Below are 15,805 nucleotides of genomic sequence, written 5' to 3' on the forward strand. Positions count from 1 at the left end.
GATGGTCTGGGTACTGGCCACGCTGATCGCGGCCATGCTCCAGACGGCGCGGAACGCGACTCAGGCCGGGCTGACCGCGACGCTGGGCACGCTGGGGGCCACGCAGGTCCGGTTCCTCTATGGCCTGCCATTCGCGGTGCTGGCGCTGGGCGTGATCGCGCTGGGGCATCCGCTGCCCCGGCCGGGACAGGCCGCGCTGGCCTGGGCGATGCTGGGCGGGATGGCACAGATCGGGGCGACCGCGCTGATGCTGGCCGCCATGCGGCTGCGCGGCTTTGCGCAGGCAACCGGCTGGATCAAGACCGAACCGGCTCTGGTCGCGCTGGCGGGTGCCGGGCTGGGTCAGACCCTGTCGCCGCTTGCCTGGGCCGGGGTGGCCGTGGCGAGCCTTGGCGCGGCGCTGCCCGCACGGGCGGGATCGGCCCCGGCGATGGCGGCGGCGATCGGGGCGGCGGCGCTGTTCGGGCTGGCCGCCATCGGCTTTCGCGAGGCGGTGCTGGCGCTGCCCTCGGGCGCATTCTTCGTGCGGGCCTCGGTGGTGCTGGTGCTGGCGCTGGCGTTCCAGTCGGTCGCGCTGGGCCTGTGGCTGGCGGTGTTCCGGCCTGCCGCACTGGGCGGGTCGCTGCGGGTCTGGCGCGGATCGCTGGCCGCGGGCGCGCTGGGCGCCGGGGCATCCTTTGCCTGGTTCTCGGCCTTCGCGCTGGCCACGGCGGCCGAGGTGCGGACGCTGGCGCTGGTCGAGGTGGCGCTGGCGGCGATCTGGGGGCGGGCGGCGATGGGGCAGCACCTGACCGCGCGCATGGTGGCCGGCCTGGTCCTGATCGGGGCGGGGGTCGGGATGCTGCTGTCGGCGGGGGGCGGGGGATGAGCCTGGCCGACCTGCTGGCATTGACGGGGCCCGAGGTGACGCATGTCACCCCGGCGGTGAACCTGCCCGCGATCCGGGCGCACGGGTTGCTGCGGCCGGTCACGCTGGCCGGGATCGCCGATACCGACCCTGCCACCATCCGCTTGCGGGCGGGCGCGATGGACCTGCGCCTTGGTCCCGGGATGCGGGTGCGGCTGACCACGCAGGCGCCGCTGCTGGCGGGGGCGGCGCAGACCTTCCTGGACCCCGGCCTGACGCTGGCCGACTGGGCCGACCGGCTGGACCGGCGGCTGTTCTTCTGGCCGCCGGGCCGGGGCGATGCGTTCCGGGCCAGCCACGGCCAGCCGACCGCGACCCTGCGGCTGTCGGTGGAGCGGCTGTTCCGGCTGCACGGTCCGCGCCTGTTCCTGTCGCCGATCAACAGCGGCAACGCCGCGCGACGGCCCGCGCCACGCGGCGACTGGCTGTGGATACCGGCGACCGAGGCCGCGCGCTTTCCGGATGCGCGCCGCGCCCGGGGGCTGGTACGGGGCCAGGACCGGGTGGCCGAGGTGTCGCTGGCGGCCGACCTGCCGCCCCCCGCGCTGGCCATGGTACTGGCGGCGCCGCTGCCCCTGCGGGCGGATGGCGCATGAACGGGGCACTTGACCCCGTGGCCTGCCGCCGCCATCCCTGCACCGCGCCCCCAGAAAAGGACCGTCCGATGCCCGAGGATCCCGCAGCCCTTGCCTTCCTTTCCGCCCGCATGTCGCATCCGGCCAAGACGCTGGCCGCGCCGGGGCCCGACCGGGCAGCCATGCGGGCAATCCTGACGGCGGCGCTGCGGGTGCCCGACCATGGCAAGCTGGAACCCTGGCGGCTGGTCGTGGCGGGGCGGCCGACGCTGGATGCCTGGGCGGCGGCGGCGGCCGACCGGGGCGCGGCGCGCGGCCTGTCGCCCGAGGATATCGACAAGGGGCGCGGACAGTTCGCGCGGTCGGCCGCCTGCGTGGCGGTGCTGTCCAGCCCGGTGGACTCGCCGAAGATCCCCGGGATCGAACAGACGCTGTCGGCGGGCGCGCTGTGCCTTGGGCTGGTGAACGCGGCCCATGCGGCCGGTTTCGGCGCGGCCTGGATCACCGGCTGGCCGGCCTATGACCGGGGGTTCGTCGAGGGGGCGCTTGGCGCCGGTCCCCGGGAATGGGTCGCGGGTTTCGTGCACATGGGCACGATCACGCTGACGCCGCCCGACCGTCCGCGCCCCGATCTGGCGCGGGTCGTGACCTGGGCCGACGACGAGGCGGGCGGCTGAGCGGATGGGCATCCTGGTCGACTTCCTGCGCGCACTCGGTCAGATCGGCGACCGCCGGTTCCGCCGCGTGCTGTTGCTGGGCGTGCTTCTGGCGCTTGCGCTGCTGACGGGTGTCTACGCCGCGTTCCTGTGGCTGCTGGAGTCGCTGGTGGGCGAGACGGTGGACATTCCGCTGGTCGGACCGGTCGGCGGGATCGACACCCTGCTGACGCTGGGATCGTTCCTGTTCATGATCGGGTTGTCCGTCTTCCTGATGGTTCCGGTCGCATCGGCCTTTACCGGCCTGTTCCTCGACGATGTGGTCGAGGCGGTCGAGGCGCGGCACTACCCGCACCTGCCGCCGGTGCCGCGCCTGCCATGGGGTGACGTTCTGGTGGACAGCGCGAATTTCTTCGCGCTGCTTGTCGCCGTGAACGCGGTGGCGGTGCTGGCCTATGTCTTTGCGGGCCCGCTGATCCCGGTGGCGTTCTGGGCGCTGAACGGGTTCCTGCTGGGGCGCGAGTATTTCACCATGGTGGCGATGCGGCGCCTGGGGCGGGCAGGTGCAAGAGAGCTGCGCGCGCGCCATCCGCTGACGATCTGGCTGGCCGGAACGCTGATGGCCGCGCCGCTGTCAATTCCGCTGGTCAACCTGGCGATCCCGGTCCTGGGCGCCGCGACGTTCACGCATCTGTTCCACCGGCTGAACGCGGCACCGCGCTGAGCGGATGCCGCGCGGTCAGCCCATGCGGCCGAAAAAGTCGATGTCGCGCACGGTGATCACGCCCGACATGATGATGCCGCAGAGCACGACCCAGATCGCCAGCGCGACAAGGGTCGTCAGCCAGGCCTTGCGTTTCACCACGAACCCCGCGGGCGCGGCCGGGGGGGTGCCGGGAACGACCTTTCCCAGATCGCCCTGCGTCGTCAGGCGCAGCGGCAGGACAACGAAGAACACCATGAACCAGGTGACGGCAAAGAGCACGAGCGCGGCGGTGATCGTCATGCCTGTTCAAGCTCCACCAGGCAGCCGTTGAAATCCTTGGGGTGCAGGAACAGCACCGGCTTGCCATGGGCGCCGATCTTCGGCTCGCCCGACCCCAGCACCCGCGCGCCCTGCGCCTTCAGCCGGTCGCGGGCCGCCAGGATGTCATCGACCTCATAGCAGATGTGGTGGATGCCGCCCGACGGATTCTTCTGCAGGAAGGACGCGATGGGCGAGTCATCGCCCAGCGGGTGCAGCAGTTCGATCTTGGTGTTGGGCAGTTCGATGAACACCACGGTCACGCCATGGTCGGGTTCGTCCTGCGGCGCGCCGACGCGGGCCCCCAGCGTGTCGCGGTACTGCGCGGTGGCGGCCGCAAGGTCGGGCACGGCGATGGCCACGTGGTTCAGTCGTCCGATCATCGCGATCCTCCGTCCGGTCATGGCGCCAGATGGCGCGGGAACGCCGCCGCCGCAAGAGGGCGCACCGCCGCAGGGACGCGGCGTTAACGCAATATCAGGGATTCGCGGGCCCACTGTCGGCCTGATCCGACAGCACAGGGGTTACAGATGCCCGAATCGCCCTGCCCTGCCCCGCGCGACGCCATCGCCCGACCGTCGTCCAGCCTGCCGCTGGCGGGCCTGACCCTGCTGGCGGTCGAGGACAGCCGCTATGCCTGCGATGCGCTGCGGCTGATGGCGCAGCGGGCGGGCGGGCGGCTGCGCCGGGCCGAGACCATCGCCGACGCCCGGCGCCACCTGCGGGTCTATCGGCCCGATGTGGTGATCATCGACCCCGGCCTGCCCGACGGGGACGGGCTGGTGCTGGCGGCCGAGATCGCGGCGGACCGCCGCGCGCCGCCGGTGATCGTGTCGGGCGGCGCGGCGGGGATCGAGGACGCGGCCATGGCGGCGGGGGCGGCGGCCTGCCTGCCCAAGCCGGTCGCGGGGATGGCGGCCTTCCTGCGCGCGGTCTGCGGCTGCCTGCCCGACCGCGCCTGGCTGCTGCCGCTGGCGACGCTGGGCGCCCCCGCGCGCGACGACCGGCCGATGCCCGACCCGCTGGCGCTGCGTGACGACCTGCGCGCCGCCGCGCGGCGGCTGTCGCAGGGTCCGGCTGAGGGCGAGCGGCGATACCTTGCCGGGTTCGTGGCGGGCGTGGCGCGGTCGGCGGGCGATGCGGCGCTGGCCGCCCTGGCGCAGCGTGCGGCCCAGGCCGGGCACGGTGCCCTGGGCGACCTGCAGCACGCAGTGACGGCCCGGTTGCGGCACGGCACCGGGGGGCCGCTGACGCTGGGCTGATCCGGGGCGGTCAGCCCGGCAGGACCGGATCGCGCGCCGCCAGCAAGGGGCGCGTCAGGTCCGACAGGGCCTGACGCTGCCGTCCGGCGGAATCGAAGTTGTCGGCATCCAGCCACCGGTCGAAGGCCACGCGAAGGGCTGGCCACTCGCCGTCGATCACCGCGTACCAGGCGGTGTCGCGGTTGCGCCCCTTGACCACGGCCGCCTGCCGGAACACGCCCTCGAACGAGAACCCCAGACGCTGCGCGGCACGCCGCGACGGCAGGTTGGCCGCGTCGCATTTCCATTCGTAGCGGCGGTAGCCGAGCGCGAAGGCATGCCCCATCATCAGCACCATCGCCTCGGTCGCCGCCGGGCTGCGCTGCAAGGCGGGGGTCAGGCAGATGTGACCGACCTCGATCGAGCCCGCCGCCGGGTCGATCCGCAGGTAGGAGGCAAGGCCCGCCGCCCCGCCGCCCGTCGGAACGAGCGACAGGAACACCACGTCGTCACGCTGCGCCGCCTGCTCCAGCCAGGCGCGATGCGCGGCCGCGTCGGGAAAGGGGCCATAGGGCAGATAGCCGAACACCTCGGGCGCAGCCGCCATCGCGGCGATGAGATCGGCGCCATGCCGGGACGGATCCAGCGGTTCCAGCCGCACATGCCGCCCCGCGAGCACCGGACGCCCCGGCCCCGGCGGTGGCCGCCACCCCGACAGATCGCCCGCCATCCCGCACCCTCCGTTCCCGACGGGTCAGCGGTGCCACGAAGCCGGGTCGGCGGCAAGCGTTCCGATCAGAGCAGAAGCCCCGGATCGGACGATCCCATGTCGAGACCGGGGAACACCGTTCCTTCCAGCAGCGCACGGTCAAAGCCGAACATGCCGCGCATCGCCCAGGCGGCCCAGGCCCGGACGTCCGAGGTCGGCATCAGGTCGCGCCGGTCATAGAGATCGGCCTCGGCCAGGCCCGGCCAGCGGCCGAACACCTGCCCGCCGCGCAATGCGCCGCCCGCCAGCACCATCGCGCCGCCGGTCCCGTGGTCGGTCCCGCGCGAGCCATTCTCGGCCACGGTGCGCCCGAACTCGGTCATCGCGACGAACAGCGTGCGCCCCCAGACCGGATCGCCCAGCCTTTCGCGCAGCCGCAGCACGATGCGCTGAAGCCGCAGCATCGGGGCCTGCACCGCACCCGCCTGCGCGCGGTGCGTATCCCAGCCGCCCAGCGACAGCGCGGCGATGCGCGTGTCGGCCCGCAGGCGCTGCGCGGCGAAATCGACCAGCGCGTCGATATCGGCCAGACGCACCGCAGGGGCCTCGACCGGCGGGGCCATCATGCCGCCGATCATGCCGGTGTCGTCGTCCTCGTCGGCGGCGGCAAGCGCGGTTTCATCCACCAGCATCACGGCATCGGCCGCCGCGTCGCGGAACAGCGGATCGTCATGATAGAGGTGTTCCAGCAGCAGCTTGCCCTGCGCGCTGAGCGGCAGCTTCTGGTCGGGCATCCAGCTGAGCGTCGGCGCGCGACCGGCCAGCAGCGGCAGCGCCTCGCGACCCACGGCGATCGCGGTTTCGCCCTGCAGGCCGGGCACCGCCTGAAGCATGCGGTTCAGCCACCCCTCGCGCCGCAGCCCGGCTGCCGTGGCTTCGGCCAGTCCGGCGCCCGGCAGGTTCGGGTCAAGCCCCGCCTCAAGCAGGTCCTGCCCGTCGAAATGGCTGCGCTTGTCGCGATAGGGGGTGGATGTGGCATGCACAAAGCCAAGCTGGCCCGCCTGCCACAGCGGCATCAGCCCGTCCATGCTGCGGTGCAGGGCGAACCGGTTGGTCAGCGGGATCGCCCCCTCGCCGGTGCCCAGGTTGGGCCGCAGCCGGGCAAAGTCCGCATCGCCCAGCGGCTGCAGCAGATCGAGCCCGTCCATCGCACCGCGCAGGATCACCACCACCAGCCGGTGGTCGCCGGGAAGGCCCCGCCCCGCCGCCAGCGTCATCGTGTTCAGCAGCGGAAACGCCGCCGCCGAACAGCCCATCGCACCCAGGCCCCGCAGGAAAGCTCGCCGATCCATTGCCATCGTCCTTGCCCCTTAACGCCGGTTGAACATCGGCGAGGCCAGCACCAGCCCCACCGCTTCGGGTCGTGTCTCGGCCCGCTCCACCGCCCAGAGCAACCGGCCGTCCGCCAGCGGCCCCAGCGCCGTCCGCGCCAGCACCACCGGTTCGGGCAGGTCGGGCACCAGCTTTCGCGGGGTTTCCATGGCAAAGGCGATACGGGCCGCCAGAAGCTGCGGGGTGATCCAGGCTTCGGCCTCCTCGGGCCAGCCATCGGGGCCGCGCGGCCTCTGCCACGGCTGGCCCATCGCCGACATCGGCGACAGAAGGTGGTGGCGGAAGGTCTTTTCCGGCATCTCCAGAACCTGGGCGCCGGTGACGCCCAGCACGCGCAGGCTGGCCAGAACCAGGTCGTAGGGCTGGCGCGTCTTGCCCAGTTCCGGGGCCCAGGCCGCCGGATGATCCAGAAGCGCGCCATAGACCGCCATCAGATCACCGCCGGTATCGGCAAAGGCCCGCCCGATCGTCGCGGCGATCCCCGGGTCGGGCGTGTCCGACACGAAATGCACGGCCAGCTTGCGGCCGATATGCGCCGCCGTCTCGGGGTGCAGGGCCAGATCGTTCAGGACGTCGCGGATCGGCTCGATCCCGTTGTCGCCATAGGTCTTGCCCAGCACCGTCTCGGGTCCGGGTTCGGCCCAGTTGCGGCGGAACACGGTGCCCGTTTCGCTGTCGACCCCCAGCCCGGTCAGCAGCTCGGCCAGTTGGCGGATGTCGGCCTGCGTGTAGGCCGCACCCACGCCCAGCGTGTGCAGTTCGATCAGTTCGCGCGCCAGGTTCTCGTTCAGGCCGCGCTTGCGCTGCTTGCCCATGGGCGAGTTCGGCCCCATCGACCCCACCTGGTCGAGGTAGCTGAGCATCGCGGGATGCATGGTCACCGCCGTCAGAAGGTCGGCGAAGCGTCCGGTCAGGTTGGGGCGGATCGCATCCTCGATCAGCACGCCGGGCAGCGGCTGGTCGGGGCCGACGCGCGGGCGCACGGTAAAGTGGTCCGCCCAGAACCGGACCAGCCGTTCGCGGAAACCGTCGGTCGCGTCGAGCGCGCGCGCCATCCGCGCCCGCGCCGCCCGGATCGCCAGGCCGCGCACCACGGCGGCCGTTTCGCGCAGTTCGTCACCCTCGGGCGTTCCGGCCCGGATCGCGTCGCGCCGGGCGCGGCGCGCCGCGAAGGTGGCGACGATGGCCGGAAAGACCTCGGGGCCCCGGGGGGCAGGTATGGCGGTGGCGGTGGCATCGGGGCCGGCCAGCAGTGCCAGCATGGCCCCCGGATCGTCGGCCGCATCCGGCGGCAGCGGCAATCCGGTTCCGAAGCGCAGGGCGGCGATGTCGCGGCGTGTCAGCATGGCGGCGTCCGGGTTCCAAGGGTTGCGGCGGGGGCAGGCTAGCATGTGCCCGCCGCCCCCCGCACCTCACCTTTACGCGCAATGCGCGGGTTTCCGTCGCCCGGTGGGCAGACGCCCGCTCAGGCGTCCTTGGGCACAACCCGCAGCCGCAGGTCACGCAGCTGTTCGTTGGTGGGCTCGCTGGGCGCGCCCATCAGCAGGTCCTCGGCCCGCTGGTTCATCGGGAACATGATGACCTCGCGGATGTTCGCCTCATCGGCCAGCAGCATCACGGCGCGGTCGATCCCCATGGCGCAGCCGCCGTGCGGGGGCGCGCCGTAGCGGAAGGCCTTGACCATGCCGCCGAACCGCTTCTCGACCTCGGACGCCGGGTATCCGGCAAGTTCGAACGCCTTGAACATGATCTCGGGCTTGTGGTTGCGGATGCCGCCACTGATCAACTCGTATCCGTTGCAGGCAAGGTCATACTGGTAGGCATGCACCTTCAGCGGGTCGCCCATCAGCGCGTCAAGCCCGCCCTGCGGCATCGAGAAGGGGTTGTGCGAAAAGTCGATCCCTCCCTCGTCGGTCTTTTCATACATCGGGAAATCGACGATCCAGGCAAAGCGGAAGGTATCGGTTTCCGACAGCCCCAGTTCGCGGCCGATCTCGTTGCGCGCCCGGCCCGCCACGGGCTCGAACACCTCGGGCTTGCCGCCGAGGAAAAAGGCCGCGTCCCCGAGGCCGAGGCCGAGTTGCTGGCGGATTGCTTCAGTGCGTTCGGGACCGAGGGCTTTTGCGATGGGGCCAGCGGCCTCGGTGCCCGACCCGTCCTCGGCCTGGCGCCAGAAGATATAGCCCATCCCCGGCAGCCCTTCCTTCTGGGCAAAGGCGTTCATCCGGTCGGCGAACTTGCGGCTGCCGCCGGTGGGGGCGGGGATGGCGCGGACCTCGTTGCCTTCCTGCTCCAGCAGTTTCGCGAAGATCGCAAAGCCCGAGCCGCGGAAGTGGTCCGACACGTCCTGCATCCGGATCGGGTTGCGCAGGTCGGGCTTGTCCGACCCATACCATTTCAGCGCGTCGCGATAGGCGATGCGCGGCCAGTCAGAATGCACGGTGCGGCCGCCGCCGAACTCCTCGAACAGGCCCTGGATCACCGGCTGCACGGCGGCAAAGACATCCTCCTGCTCGACAAAGGACATCTCGACGTCAAGCTGGTAGAAATCGGTGGGGCTGCGGTCGGCGCGGGGGTCCTCATCGCGGAAACAGGGCGCGATCTGGAAATAGCGGTCGAACCCCGCGACCATGATCAATTGCTTGAACTGCTGCGGGGCCTGCGGCAGGGCATAGAACTTGCCCGGATGCAGGCGCGAGGGGACAAGGAAGTCGCGCGCGCCCTCGGGCGAGGACGCGGTGATGATCGGCGTCTGGAATTCGGTAAAGCCCTGGTCCCACATGCGGTTGCGGATCGACCGCACCACGTTCGACCGCAGCATCATGTTGGCATGCAGCTTTTCGCGGCGCAGGTCGAGGAAGCGATAGGTCAGCCGCGTCTCCTCGGGATAGTCGACCTCGCCGAACACCGGCATCGGCAGCTCGTCGGCGGCCCCCAGCACCGCCATCCCGGTGACATAGACCTCGATCTCGCCGGTCGGAATCTTCGGGTTCACCAGCGCCGCGTCACGCGCCTTGACCCGGCCATCGACCCGGATCACCCATTCGGCCCGCACCGTTTCCAGCGCGGCAAAGGCCGGGCTGTCGCTGTCGGCCAGCACCTGGGTGATGCCGTAGTGGTCGCGCAGGTCGATGAACAGCACCCCGCCGTGATCGCGCACGCGGTGAACCCAGCCGGACAGCCTGACCTCCTGCCCCACATGCGATGTGTTCAGGGCGGCGCAGGTGTGGCTGCGATAGGCGTGCATGGGCGGACCTTTCCGGGGCGCGGGGCGCGTTGGGCGTAACCGCGCCGATACACCGCGCGGCCCCGCCGAAGTCAAGCCCGACACCGGCCGGCGCTGCCGGGACGGCGCGGCCGGCCGCCGCCACTGACAGGTTCGCCCCTGCGCCACATTCCGCCCGCTGTTCACTGGCGCACCAAGATGGCGCGGCTGTGCGGGGTGACACGGCGTCATCCGTTCCCCATCTTGCATCGCAACGGGCGATCGCGCCCACCCTGAAGGGAGACATGCCATGACCGCCATTCCCGGCCTGCACCACGTCACCGCCATATCCGGCAGCGCGCAGGACAACGTCGATTTCTACACCGGCACGCTGCGTCAGCGCCTGGTGAAGAAGACCGTGAACTTCGACGCGCCCGACACCTATCACCTGTACTACGGCGACCGCACCGGCCGCCCCGGCACGATCCTGACGTTCTTTCCCTTCGCCGACGCGGGGCCGGGGCGGGCGGGGCCGGGCATGGCCTCGGCCGTGGCCTATGCGGTGCCGAAGGACGGGTTCGATGCGCTGATGGAGGATCTCGCGCTGCGCGCGGTCGATTTCGCAGGTCCGTCGGAACGGTTCGGGGACCGCGTGATCACGCTGACCGCGCCTGACGGCCTGCCTGTGGAACTGGTCGAGACGGCCGGTGCCCCCGACACCCACGGCTTCCATTCCGTGACGCTGTGGGAACGCAACCCCGACCCGACGATCCGCCTTCTGACCGATGTGATGGGCTATCAGGTCGCGGGCAGCGAAACCCGCGACGGCACCGAACGCATCCGTCTGGCGGCCCCCGGCGACGCCGAGGCGCGGGTGATCGACGTGATCCGCCGCGATGCCGCCGCGGCCGGGCGTCCGGGCGCCGGAACGATCCACCACATCGCCTTCCGCGCCCGCACGCAGGACGAGCAGCACGGCTGGCAGGACCGCCTAGCCACGGCCGGACACCCCACCACACCGGTCATCGACCGGCAGTACTTCAACGCGATCTACTTCCGCGAGCCGGGGGGCGTTCTGTTCGAAATTGCCACGGACCCGCCGGGATTCGCCGTGGACGAACCTGTGGACAGGCTGGGAAAGGGCTTGATGCTGCCCCCGAAATACGAGGCGGCCCGCGCCCGGATCGAGCGCGTCCTGCCCGACCTGCGGGTGCCCGCATGATCCGCGCGGGCGCCCCGGCCGCCCGCGCCACCGCTGGGGTCGTGATGTTGCACGGCCGCGGCGGGTCGGGCGCCGATATCCTGTCGCTGCTGGACCACGCGGGCCTGCCCGACATCGCCGCCATCGCCCCCGAGGCGCAGGGCAACAGCTGGTGGCCCAGTTCGTTCCTCGCGCCCGCCGCGCAGATGGAGCCGTTCCTGGCGCGGGGGATCGCGGCCGTCGCCACGGCCCTCGACCGGCTGGAGGCCGAGGGGATCGCCCGCGACCGGCTGTGGCTTCTGGGGTTCTCGCAGGGGGCCTGCCTGGCACTGGAAAGCTTCGCGCGGTCGGGTCAGGGACTGGCGGGGGTGTTCGGACTTTCCGGCGGGCTGGTCGGCACCGCCGACACCGGCCCGCCGCTGCCCGCGCTCCATGACCATGCCGACAAGGTGCTGGCCTATCCCGGCAGACGCGATGGCGCGCGGGTCTGGATGTCGGTGCACGAACGCGATCCGCACATCCCCCTGAAACGCGTGCAGGACAGCGCGGCCACCCTGTCGGCGATGGGCGCCCGGGTGGAAACCCGCGTCCACCATGGCGCCGGCCACGGCATCACGCAGGATGACATCGCGGCGCTGCGCGGTGCGCTCAATCGCGCGTGACCCCTCCGGGCGATCGCGCGTGACCCCTCCGGGCGTCAGCCCGGCACGCCCGACAGATAGTCCATCACCGCGCTGCGGACGCTTTCTGCGCCCGCCGCGCGGGCCTCGACGATGGCGCTGCGCAGGTCGGCCAGGCTGATCCGGCGCAGCAGCGCCTTGACCGGCCCGATCGAGGCGGGCCGCATCGACAGCGTGCGGAACCCGATGGCGGCGAAGCACGCGGCCTCGACCGGCCGCCCCGCATCCTCGCCGCAGAACGACAGCGGCGTGCCCGCCTCGGCGCAGCGGGCGACGACGGTTTCAAGGAACGTCAGGAACGACGCGTTCAGCACGTCATAGCGGCGGCGCACGCGCTCGTTCTCGCGGTCGGCGGCAAAGAAGAACTGCTTCAGGTCGTTGCCGCCCACCGACACGAAATCGGCCATCTGGAAGAAGGCGCGCGGGGCATAGGCGAGGCTCGGGGTCTCCAGCATCGCGCCGATGTCCAGCCGGGCGGGCGCCGGCGTGCCCATGCGCACCTCGCGGTCAAGCTGGGCCATCACATGCCCCCGCGCCGCCGTGAACTCGGCCTGTTCGGTGACGAAGGGGAACATGATGGCCAGGGGCCGCCCGGCCGCCGCGCGGATCAGCGCCTGCGCCTGCATCCGCAGGACACCGGGCTTGTCCAGACCCACACGGATCGCGCGCCAGCCCATCGCGGGGTTGGGTTCATCCTGCGGCTTCATGTAGGGCAGCACCTTGTCCGACCCGATGTCCAGCGTTCGGAACGCCACCCGGCGCCCGCGCGCCGCATCCATCACCCGGGCATAGAGCCGGGCAAGCTCGTCGCGCTTCGGCATCTGGCTGCGCACCAGGAACTGCAACTCGGTGCGGAACAGCCCGACGCCCTCGGCGCCCGACCCCTCCAGACTGGGCAGGTCGGCCATCAGCCCCGCGTTCATGTGCAGCGCCACCGTGGTGCCGCAGCGTGCGGTGGCGGGCAGGTCGCGCAGGCCCGCATAGCGCTTCTGCGCCTCGGCCTGCATCGCCATCTTGTCGCGGAAGGCATTGGCCACCGTATCCTCGGGGCGCAGGTGCACGATCCCCTGGTCGCCGTCCACCAGGATCGCGTCGCCGTTCAGCGCCTCCTGCGTGATGCGGTCGGCGTGGATCACCAGCGGAATCGCCAGGGCCCGCGCCACGATCGCCGCATGGCTGCCGACCGATCCTTCCTGCAGCACCACGCCGCGCAGCTTGCGTCCGTATTCCAGCAGTTCCGCGGGCCCGATGTTGCGTGCCACCAGCACCGGATCGTCGGGCATCTCGGCCCCGGTGTTCTGGCCCTGCCCGGTCAGGATCCGCAGCAGGCGGTTCGACAGGTCGTCCAGATCGTGAAGGCGGTCGCGCAGATAGGCATCGGGCACCTGTTCCAGCCGCGCGCGGGTGGCCGACTGTTCCTTTTCCACCGCCGCCTCGGCCGACAGGCCAAGCGCGATGTCCTCTTCCATCCGGCGCAGCCATCCGCGCGAATTGGCGAACATGCGATAGGCTTCCAGGACCTGCTTCTGGTCCTTGTCCAGGCTCTCGACCGACAGAAGGTCATCGACCGACACGCGCAGCTGCCCGACCGCCTCGCGGATGCGCTCGATCTCGGTCAGCGGGTCGTCGGCCACGGGGTTCGTGACCACCACGCGCGGTTCGTGCAGCCACACGCGGCCTTCGGCGCTGCCCTCCTGCCCGACGGTGCCGCGGAACATCACCGGCTGGCGGTGCAGCGCCTTCATGCCGCCCTCGTCGCCCGCAAAGGCGCCAAGCTCGGTCATCTCGGCCAGCACCATCGCCACGACCTCGATGGCATAGACCTCGTCGTCCGAATAGGTGCGCGCCTCCTTCGACTGGACGACCAGAACCCCCAGCCGCTCTCCGACCCGCTGGATCGGCACACCCAGAAAGCTGGAATAGATTTCCTCGCCCGTCTCGGGCATGAAGCGGAAGCCCTTTTCGGCGGGTGCGTCGGCAGTGTTCACCGGTGCCGCGCTGCGGGCGACCCGGCCCACCAGCCCCTCGCCCAGCCGCATCCGGGTCTGGTGGACGGCTTCCTTCTTCAAGCCCTGCGTCGCGCACAGTTCCAGCGTCTCGGGGTCGCGGAACAGGTAGATCGAACACACCTCGGTGCCCATCGAATCCGCGATCAGCCGGACGATGCGGTCCAGCCGGTCCTGCCCCTTGCCGGGCAGCGCCAGACTGTCGCGCAGACGGCGCAACAGCTTGCGGCTTTCGCTTTCGGTCCGTTCCGGCATCGCGGTCCGCCGCTCCCTCGTTTGCACCTCTATAGGAAAGCGGCGGGTTCTTGGCGAGGGGCGACGCGCGCGCGGGCAGGCCAATGGGGGCAGTCTGCCGAAAATCGGGGCAGCACCCGGCGGCGCGGCGCGGATGGCGCCACGACCGGCCGGCAGGTTCGGGCGACCGGCGGGCGGGGCCCGCACCCGCGCCATGGACGCAGGGCGCGCGGGTCGATAGGCTGCCGCATGCGATCGGGAAGGGGCATCGGGAGGGGGCGGGGGCATGGACGAAACCACCGGCGGCTGTCTTTGCGGCGCGGTCCGCCTTGTCACCCGCGGCCGCCCCTATCGCGTCGGGCTTTGCCATTGCCTCGACTGCCGCAAGAACCACGGCGCGCTGTTCCATGCCTCGGCCATCTTCCCGCAAGAGGCCGTGACGGTCACGGGCCAGACGGCCGACTACTCCGGGCGGCACTTCTGCCCGCGTTGCGGATCGCCCGTCTATGCGCATTTCGACGACGAGATCGGCGTGAACCTCGGGGCCTTCGACGCGCCCGATGCGTTCCGGCCGACCTATGAACTGTGGACCATCCGGCGCGAGTCATGGCTGCCGCCCGTGCCCGGCGCCCGCCAGTATGTGCGCGACCGCGAGGGGGGCGGGCGGCGCGAGGACCAGGCGGAGCCCGGCCCCTAGGCCTTGTCCAGGTCGAACGCGTCGTGCAGCGCCTGCACCGCCAGTTCCATGTATTTCCGGTCGATCAGCACCGAAATCTTGATCTCGGACGTGGCGATGACCTTGATGTTCACGTTCTCGGCCGCGAGGGCCGAAAACATCCGCGCCGCCACGCCCACCTGGCTGCGCATGCCGATACCCACCACCGACACCTTGGCCACATCGGTATCGACCACCAGATCGTCATAGGCGATGCGCCCGGCGGCGCGCGCCTCCTCCATCGCCTTCTGCGCCCGCGCCACCTGGTTGACCGGGACCGAGAAGGTCATGTCGGTCACCGCGCCGGTATGGGTGCCATAGTTCTTTTCGCTGATGTTCTGGACGATCATGTCCACGTTCACACCCGCATCGGCCAGCGGCCCGAAGATCGCCGCCGCCACGCCCGGCCGGTCCTCGACCGTGACCAGGGTCATCTTCGCCTCGTCGCGGCTATAGGCCACGCCCGATACGACCTTCGATTCCATGATGTCCTCCTCGTCGCAGACCAGGGTTCCGGAGTTGTCGTCGGTGTCCTCGAACGACGACAGCACGCGCAGCCGCACCTTGTAGCGCATCGCCAGTTCGACCGACCGGGTCTGCAGCACCTTGGCCCCCAGCGAGGCCAGTTCCAGCATTTCCTCGAAGGCGATCTTCTCCAGCTTGCGCGCCTTGGGGCTGATGCGCGGGTCGGTGGTATAGACGCCATCGACATCGGTATAGATGTCGCAGCGTTCCGCCGCGAAGGCGGCGGCAAAGGCCACCGCCGTGGTATCGCTGCCGCCACGGCCCAGCGTGGTGATGCGGCCCTCCGGGCTGACGCCCTGGAACCCGGCGACCACCGCCACCTTGAACCCCTCGGCGAATTTCGCGTCGATGTTGGCGCGCGGGATGTCGATGAACCGCGCGGCGGAATGCGCCGAGGTGGTCAGGATCGGCACCTGCCAGCCCTGCCACGACCGCGCGGGCACGTCCATTTCCTGCAGCGTCAGGGCCATCAGACCGGCCGTCACGTTCTCGCCCGAGGACACGACCGCATCGTATTCCCGCGCGTCGAACAGCGGCGACGTCTGTTCCACCCAGCCGACCAGTTCGTTCGTCTTGCCCGACATGGCGCTGACGATGACGATCACGTCATAGCCGCGCTCGACCTCGCGCTTCACCTTCTGGGCGGCGTTCCGGATGCGGGACAGGTCGGCCACCGAGGTGCCGCCGAATTTCATCACCAGAAGCGGCATGGTTCCCCCCGCACGTCCCCGAAGT

16 protein-coding genes are annotated in these 15,805 nt (G+C 71.0%); 8 read left to right on the forward strand and 8 right to left on the reverse strand.

Features of this window, described 5'->3' with window-relative positions; all coding sequences use genetic code 11:
• Position 1: 1 nt before the first annotated feature.
• The 4 genes from KF887_17890 to KF887_17905 all read left to right on the forward strand — a co-directional run bounded on the left by KF887_17890 (position 2) and on the right by KF887_17905 (position 2,862).
• Positions 2–868 (forward strand): EamA/RhaT family transporter, encoded by an 867-nt coding sequence (locus KF887_17890; GenBank protein ID QYK41222.1) that lies wholly within the window; start codon positions 2–4, stop codon positions 866–868.
• A complete protein-coding gene (locus tag KF887_17895; protein ID QYK41223.1) occupies positions 865–1,503 on the forward strand; it encodes a hypothetical protein in 639 nt (212 codons plus the stop codon). Before KF887_17890 ends, KF887_17895 begins: the two co-directional genes overlap by 4 nt.
• 68 nt (positions 1,504–1,571) lie before the next feature.
• Positions 1,572–2,159, forward strand: a complete 588-nt coding sequence (locus KF887_17900; protein QYK41224.1) for a nitroreductase family protein — start codon at positions 1,572–1,574, stop codon at positions 2,157–2,159.
• A 10-nt stretch (positions 2,160–2,169) separates the two neighbouring features.
• Positions 2,170–2,862, forward strand: a complete 693-nt coding sequence (locus tag KF887_17905; GenBank protein ID QYK43640.1) for an EI24 domain-containing protein — start codon at positions 2,170–2,172, stop codon at positions 2,860–2,862.
• Between the two features lie 15 nt (positions 2,863–2,877).
• On the opposite strand, the gene KF887_17910 is transcribed toward KF887_17905, so the two are convergent.
• Both KF887_17910 and mce read right to left on the reverse strand, forming a co-directional pair.
• Complete coding sequence (locus KF887_17910; protein QYK41225.1) at positions 2,878–3,144, reverse strand: DUF1467 family protein; 267 nt, start codon at positions 3,142–3,144, stop codon at positions 2,878–2,880.
• A complete protein-coding gene (gene mce / locus KF887_17915) occupies positions 3,141–3,545 on the reverse strand; it encodes a methylmalonyl-CoA epimerase (protein ID QYK41226.1) in 405 nt (134 codons plus the stop codon). The genes KF887_17910 and mce overlap by 4 nt, the downstream gene beginning before the upstream one ends.
• A gap of 147 nt (positions 3,546–3,692) precedes the next feature.
• Here mce and KF887_17920 point away from each other — a divergent pair, with 147 nt between their 5' ends.
• Entirely contained in the window at positions 3,693–4,424 is a 732-nt protein-coding gene (locus tag KF887_17920) for a response regulator (protein QYK41227.1), read from the forward strand.
• A gap of 10 nt (positions 4,425–4,434) precedes the next feature.
• On the opposite strand, the gene KF887_17925 is transcribed toward KF887_17920, so the two are convergent.
• From KF887_17925 to aspS, 4 genes are all read right to left on the reverse strand, one after another.
• Entirely contained in the window at positions 4,435–5,133 is a 699-nt protein-coding gene (locus KF887_17925; protein QYK41228.1) for a GNAT family N-acetyltransferase, read from the reverse strand.
• 65 nt (positions 5,134–5,198) lie between these two features.
• A complete protein-coding gene (locus tag KF887_17930; protein ID QYK41229.1) occupies positions 5,199–6,464 on the reverse strand; it encodes a DUF1501 domain-containing protein in 1,266 nt (421 codons plus the stop codon).
• A gap of 18 nt (positions 6,465–6,482) precedes the next feature.
• Positions 6,483–7,766 (reverse strand): DUF1800 domain-containing protein, encoded by a 1,284-nt coding sequence (locus tag KF887_17935; protein QYK43641.1) that lies wholly within the window; start codon positions 7,764–7,766, stop codon positions 6,483–6,485.
• 203 nt (positions 7,767–7,969) lie between these two features.
• Positions 7,970–9,751 carry an aspartate--tRNA ligase gene (gene aspS, locus KF887_17940; protein ID QYK41230.1) on the reverse strand — a complete coding sequence of 594 codons (1,782 nt, stop codon included), beginning with the start codon at positions 9,749–9,751 and terminating at the stop codon, positions 7,970–7,972.
• A gap of 268 nt (positions 9,752–10,019) precedes the next feature.
• Between aspS and KF887_17945 the strand changes: the two genes are divergently transcribed.
• Together KF887_17945 and KF887_17950 are read left to right on the forward strand one after the other, a co-directional pair.
• Positions 10,020–10,931 carry a ring-cleaving dioxygenase gene (locus KF887_17945; protein ID QYK41231.1) on the forward strand — a complete coding sequence of 304 codons (912 nt, stop codon included), beginning with the start codon at positions 10,020–10,022 and terminating at the stop codon, positions 10,929–10,931.
• The gene (locus KF887_17950; GenBank protein ID QYK41232.1) at positions 10,928–11,572 is read left to right on the forward strand and encodes a phospholipase; all 645 of its coding nucleotides are present in this window, start codon (positions 10,928–10,930) and stop codon (positions 11,570–11,572) included. The genes KF887_17945 and KF887_17950 overlap by 4 nt, the downstream gene beginning before the upstream one ends.
• 35 nt (positions 11,573–11,607) lie before the next feature.
• Here the strand turns inward: KF887_17950 and ptsP are convergent, their stop codons facing one another.
• Positions 11,608–13,851, reverse strand: coding sequence for a phosphoenolpyruvate--protein phosphotransferase (gene ptsP / locus KF887_17955; GenBank protein QYK41233.1), 2,244 nt, complete (start codon positions 13,849–13,851; stop codon positions 11,608–11,610).
• A 265-nt stretch (positions 13,852–14,116) separates the two neighbouring features.
• Here ptsP and KF887_17960 point away from each other — a divergent pair, with 265 nt between their 5' ends.
• The gene (locus KF887_17960) at positions 14,117–14,527 is read left to right on the forward strand and encodes a GFA family protein (protein QYK41234.1); all 411 of its coding nucleotides are present in this window, start codon (positions 14,117–14,119) and stop codon (positions 14,525–14,527) included.
• Here KF887_17960 and KF887_17965 read toward each other — a convergent pair.
• The gene (locus KF887_17965; protein ID QYK41235.1) at positions 14,524–15,780 is read right to left on the reverse strand and encodes an aspartate kinase; all 1,257 of its coding nucleotides are present in this window, start codon (positions 15,778–15,780) and stop codon (positions 14,524–14,526) included. The genes KF887_17960 and KF887_17965 overlap by 4 nt on opposite strands.
• Between the last annotated feature and the right edge of the window lie 25 nt (positions 15,781–15,805).

It is taken from the genome of Paracoccaceae bacterium (genome assembly GCA_019454225.1).
Classification (GTDB): domain Bacteria; phylum Pseudomonadota; class Alphaproteobacteria; order Rhodobacterales; family Rhodobacteraceae.

Excerpts from the sequence above, each read along its gene's own strand:
- KF887_17890 (QYK41222.1), top strand. The coding sequence starts at position 2 with ATGGTCTGGGTACTGGCCACGCTGATCGCGGCCATGCTCCAGACGGCG.
- KF887_17895 (QYK41223.1), top strand. The coding sequence starts at position 865 with ATGAGCCTGGCCGACCTGCTGGCATTGACGGGGCCCGAGGTGACGCAT.
- KF887_17900 (QYK41224.1), top strand. The coding sequence starts at position 1,572 with ATGCCCGAGGATCCCGCAGCCCTTGCCTTCCTTTCCGCCCGCATGTCG.
- KF887_17910 (QYK41225.1), bottom strand. The coding sequence starts at position 3,144 with ATGACGATCACCGCCGCGCTCGTGCTCTTTGCCGTCACCTGGTTCATG.
- mce (QYK41226.1), bottom strand. The coding sequence starts at position 3,545 with ATGATCGGACGACTGAACCACGTGGCCATCGCCGTGCCCGACCTTGCG.
- KF887_17920 (QYK41227.1), top strand. The coding sequence starts at position 3,693 with ATGCCCGAATCGCCCTGCCCTGCCCCGCGCGACGCCATCGCCCGACCG.
- KF887_17925 (QYK41228.1), bottom strand. The coding sequence starts at position 5,133 with ATGGCGGGCGATCTGTCGGGGTGGCGGCCACCGCCGGGGCCGGGGCGT.
- KF887_17930 (QYK41229.1), bottom strand. The coding sequence starts at position 6,464 with ATGGATCGGCGAGCTTTCCTGCGGGGCCTGGGTGCGATGGGCTGTTCG.
- KF887_17935 (QYK43641.1), bottom strand. The coding sequence starts at position 7,766 with ATGCTGGCACTGCTGGCCGGCCCCGATGCCACCGCCACCGCCATACCT.
- aspS (QYK41230.1), bottom strand. The coding sequence starts at position 9,751 with ATGCACGCCTATCGCAGCCACACCTGCGCCGCCCTGAACACATCGCAT.
- KF887_17945 (QYK41231.1), top strand. The coding sequence starts at position 10,020 with ATGACCGCCATTCCCGGCCTGCACCACGTCACCGCCATATCCGGCAGC.
- KF887_17950 (QYK41232.1), top strand. The coding sequence starts at position 10,928 with ATGATCCGCGCGGGCGCCCCGGCCGCCCGCGCCACCGCTGGGGTCGTG.
- ptsP (QYK41233.1), bottom strand. The coding sequence starts at position 13,851 with ATGCCGGAACGGACCGAAAGCGAAAGCCGCAAGCTGTTGCGCCGTCTG.
- KF887_17960 (QYK41234.1), top strand. The coding sequence starts at position 14,117 with ATGGACGAAACCACCGGCGGCTGTCTTTGCGGCGCGGTCCGCCTTGTC.
- KF887_17965 (QYK41235.1), bottom strand. The coding sequence starts at position 15,780 with ATGCCGCTTCTGGTGATGAAATTCGGCGGCACCTCGGTGGCCGACCTG.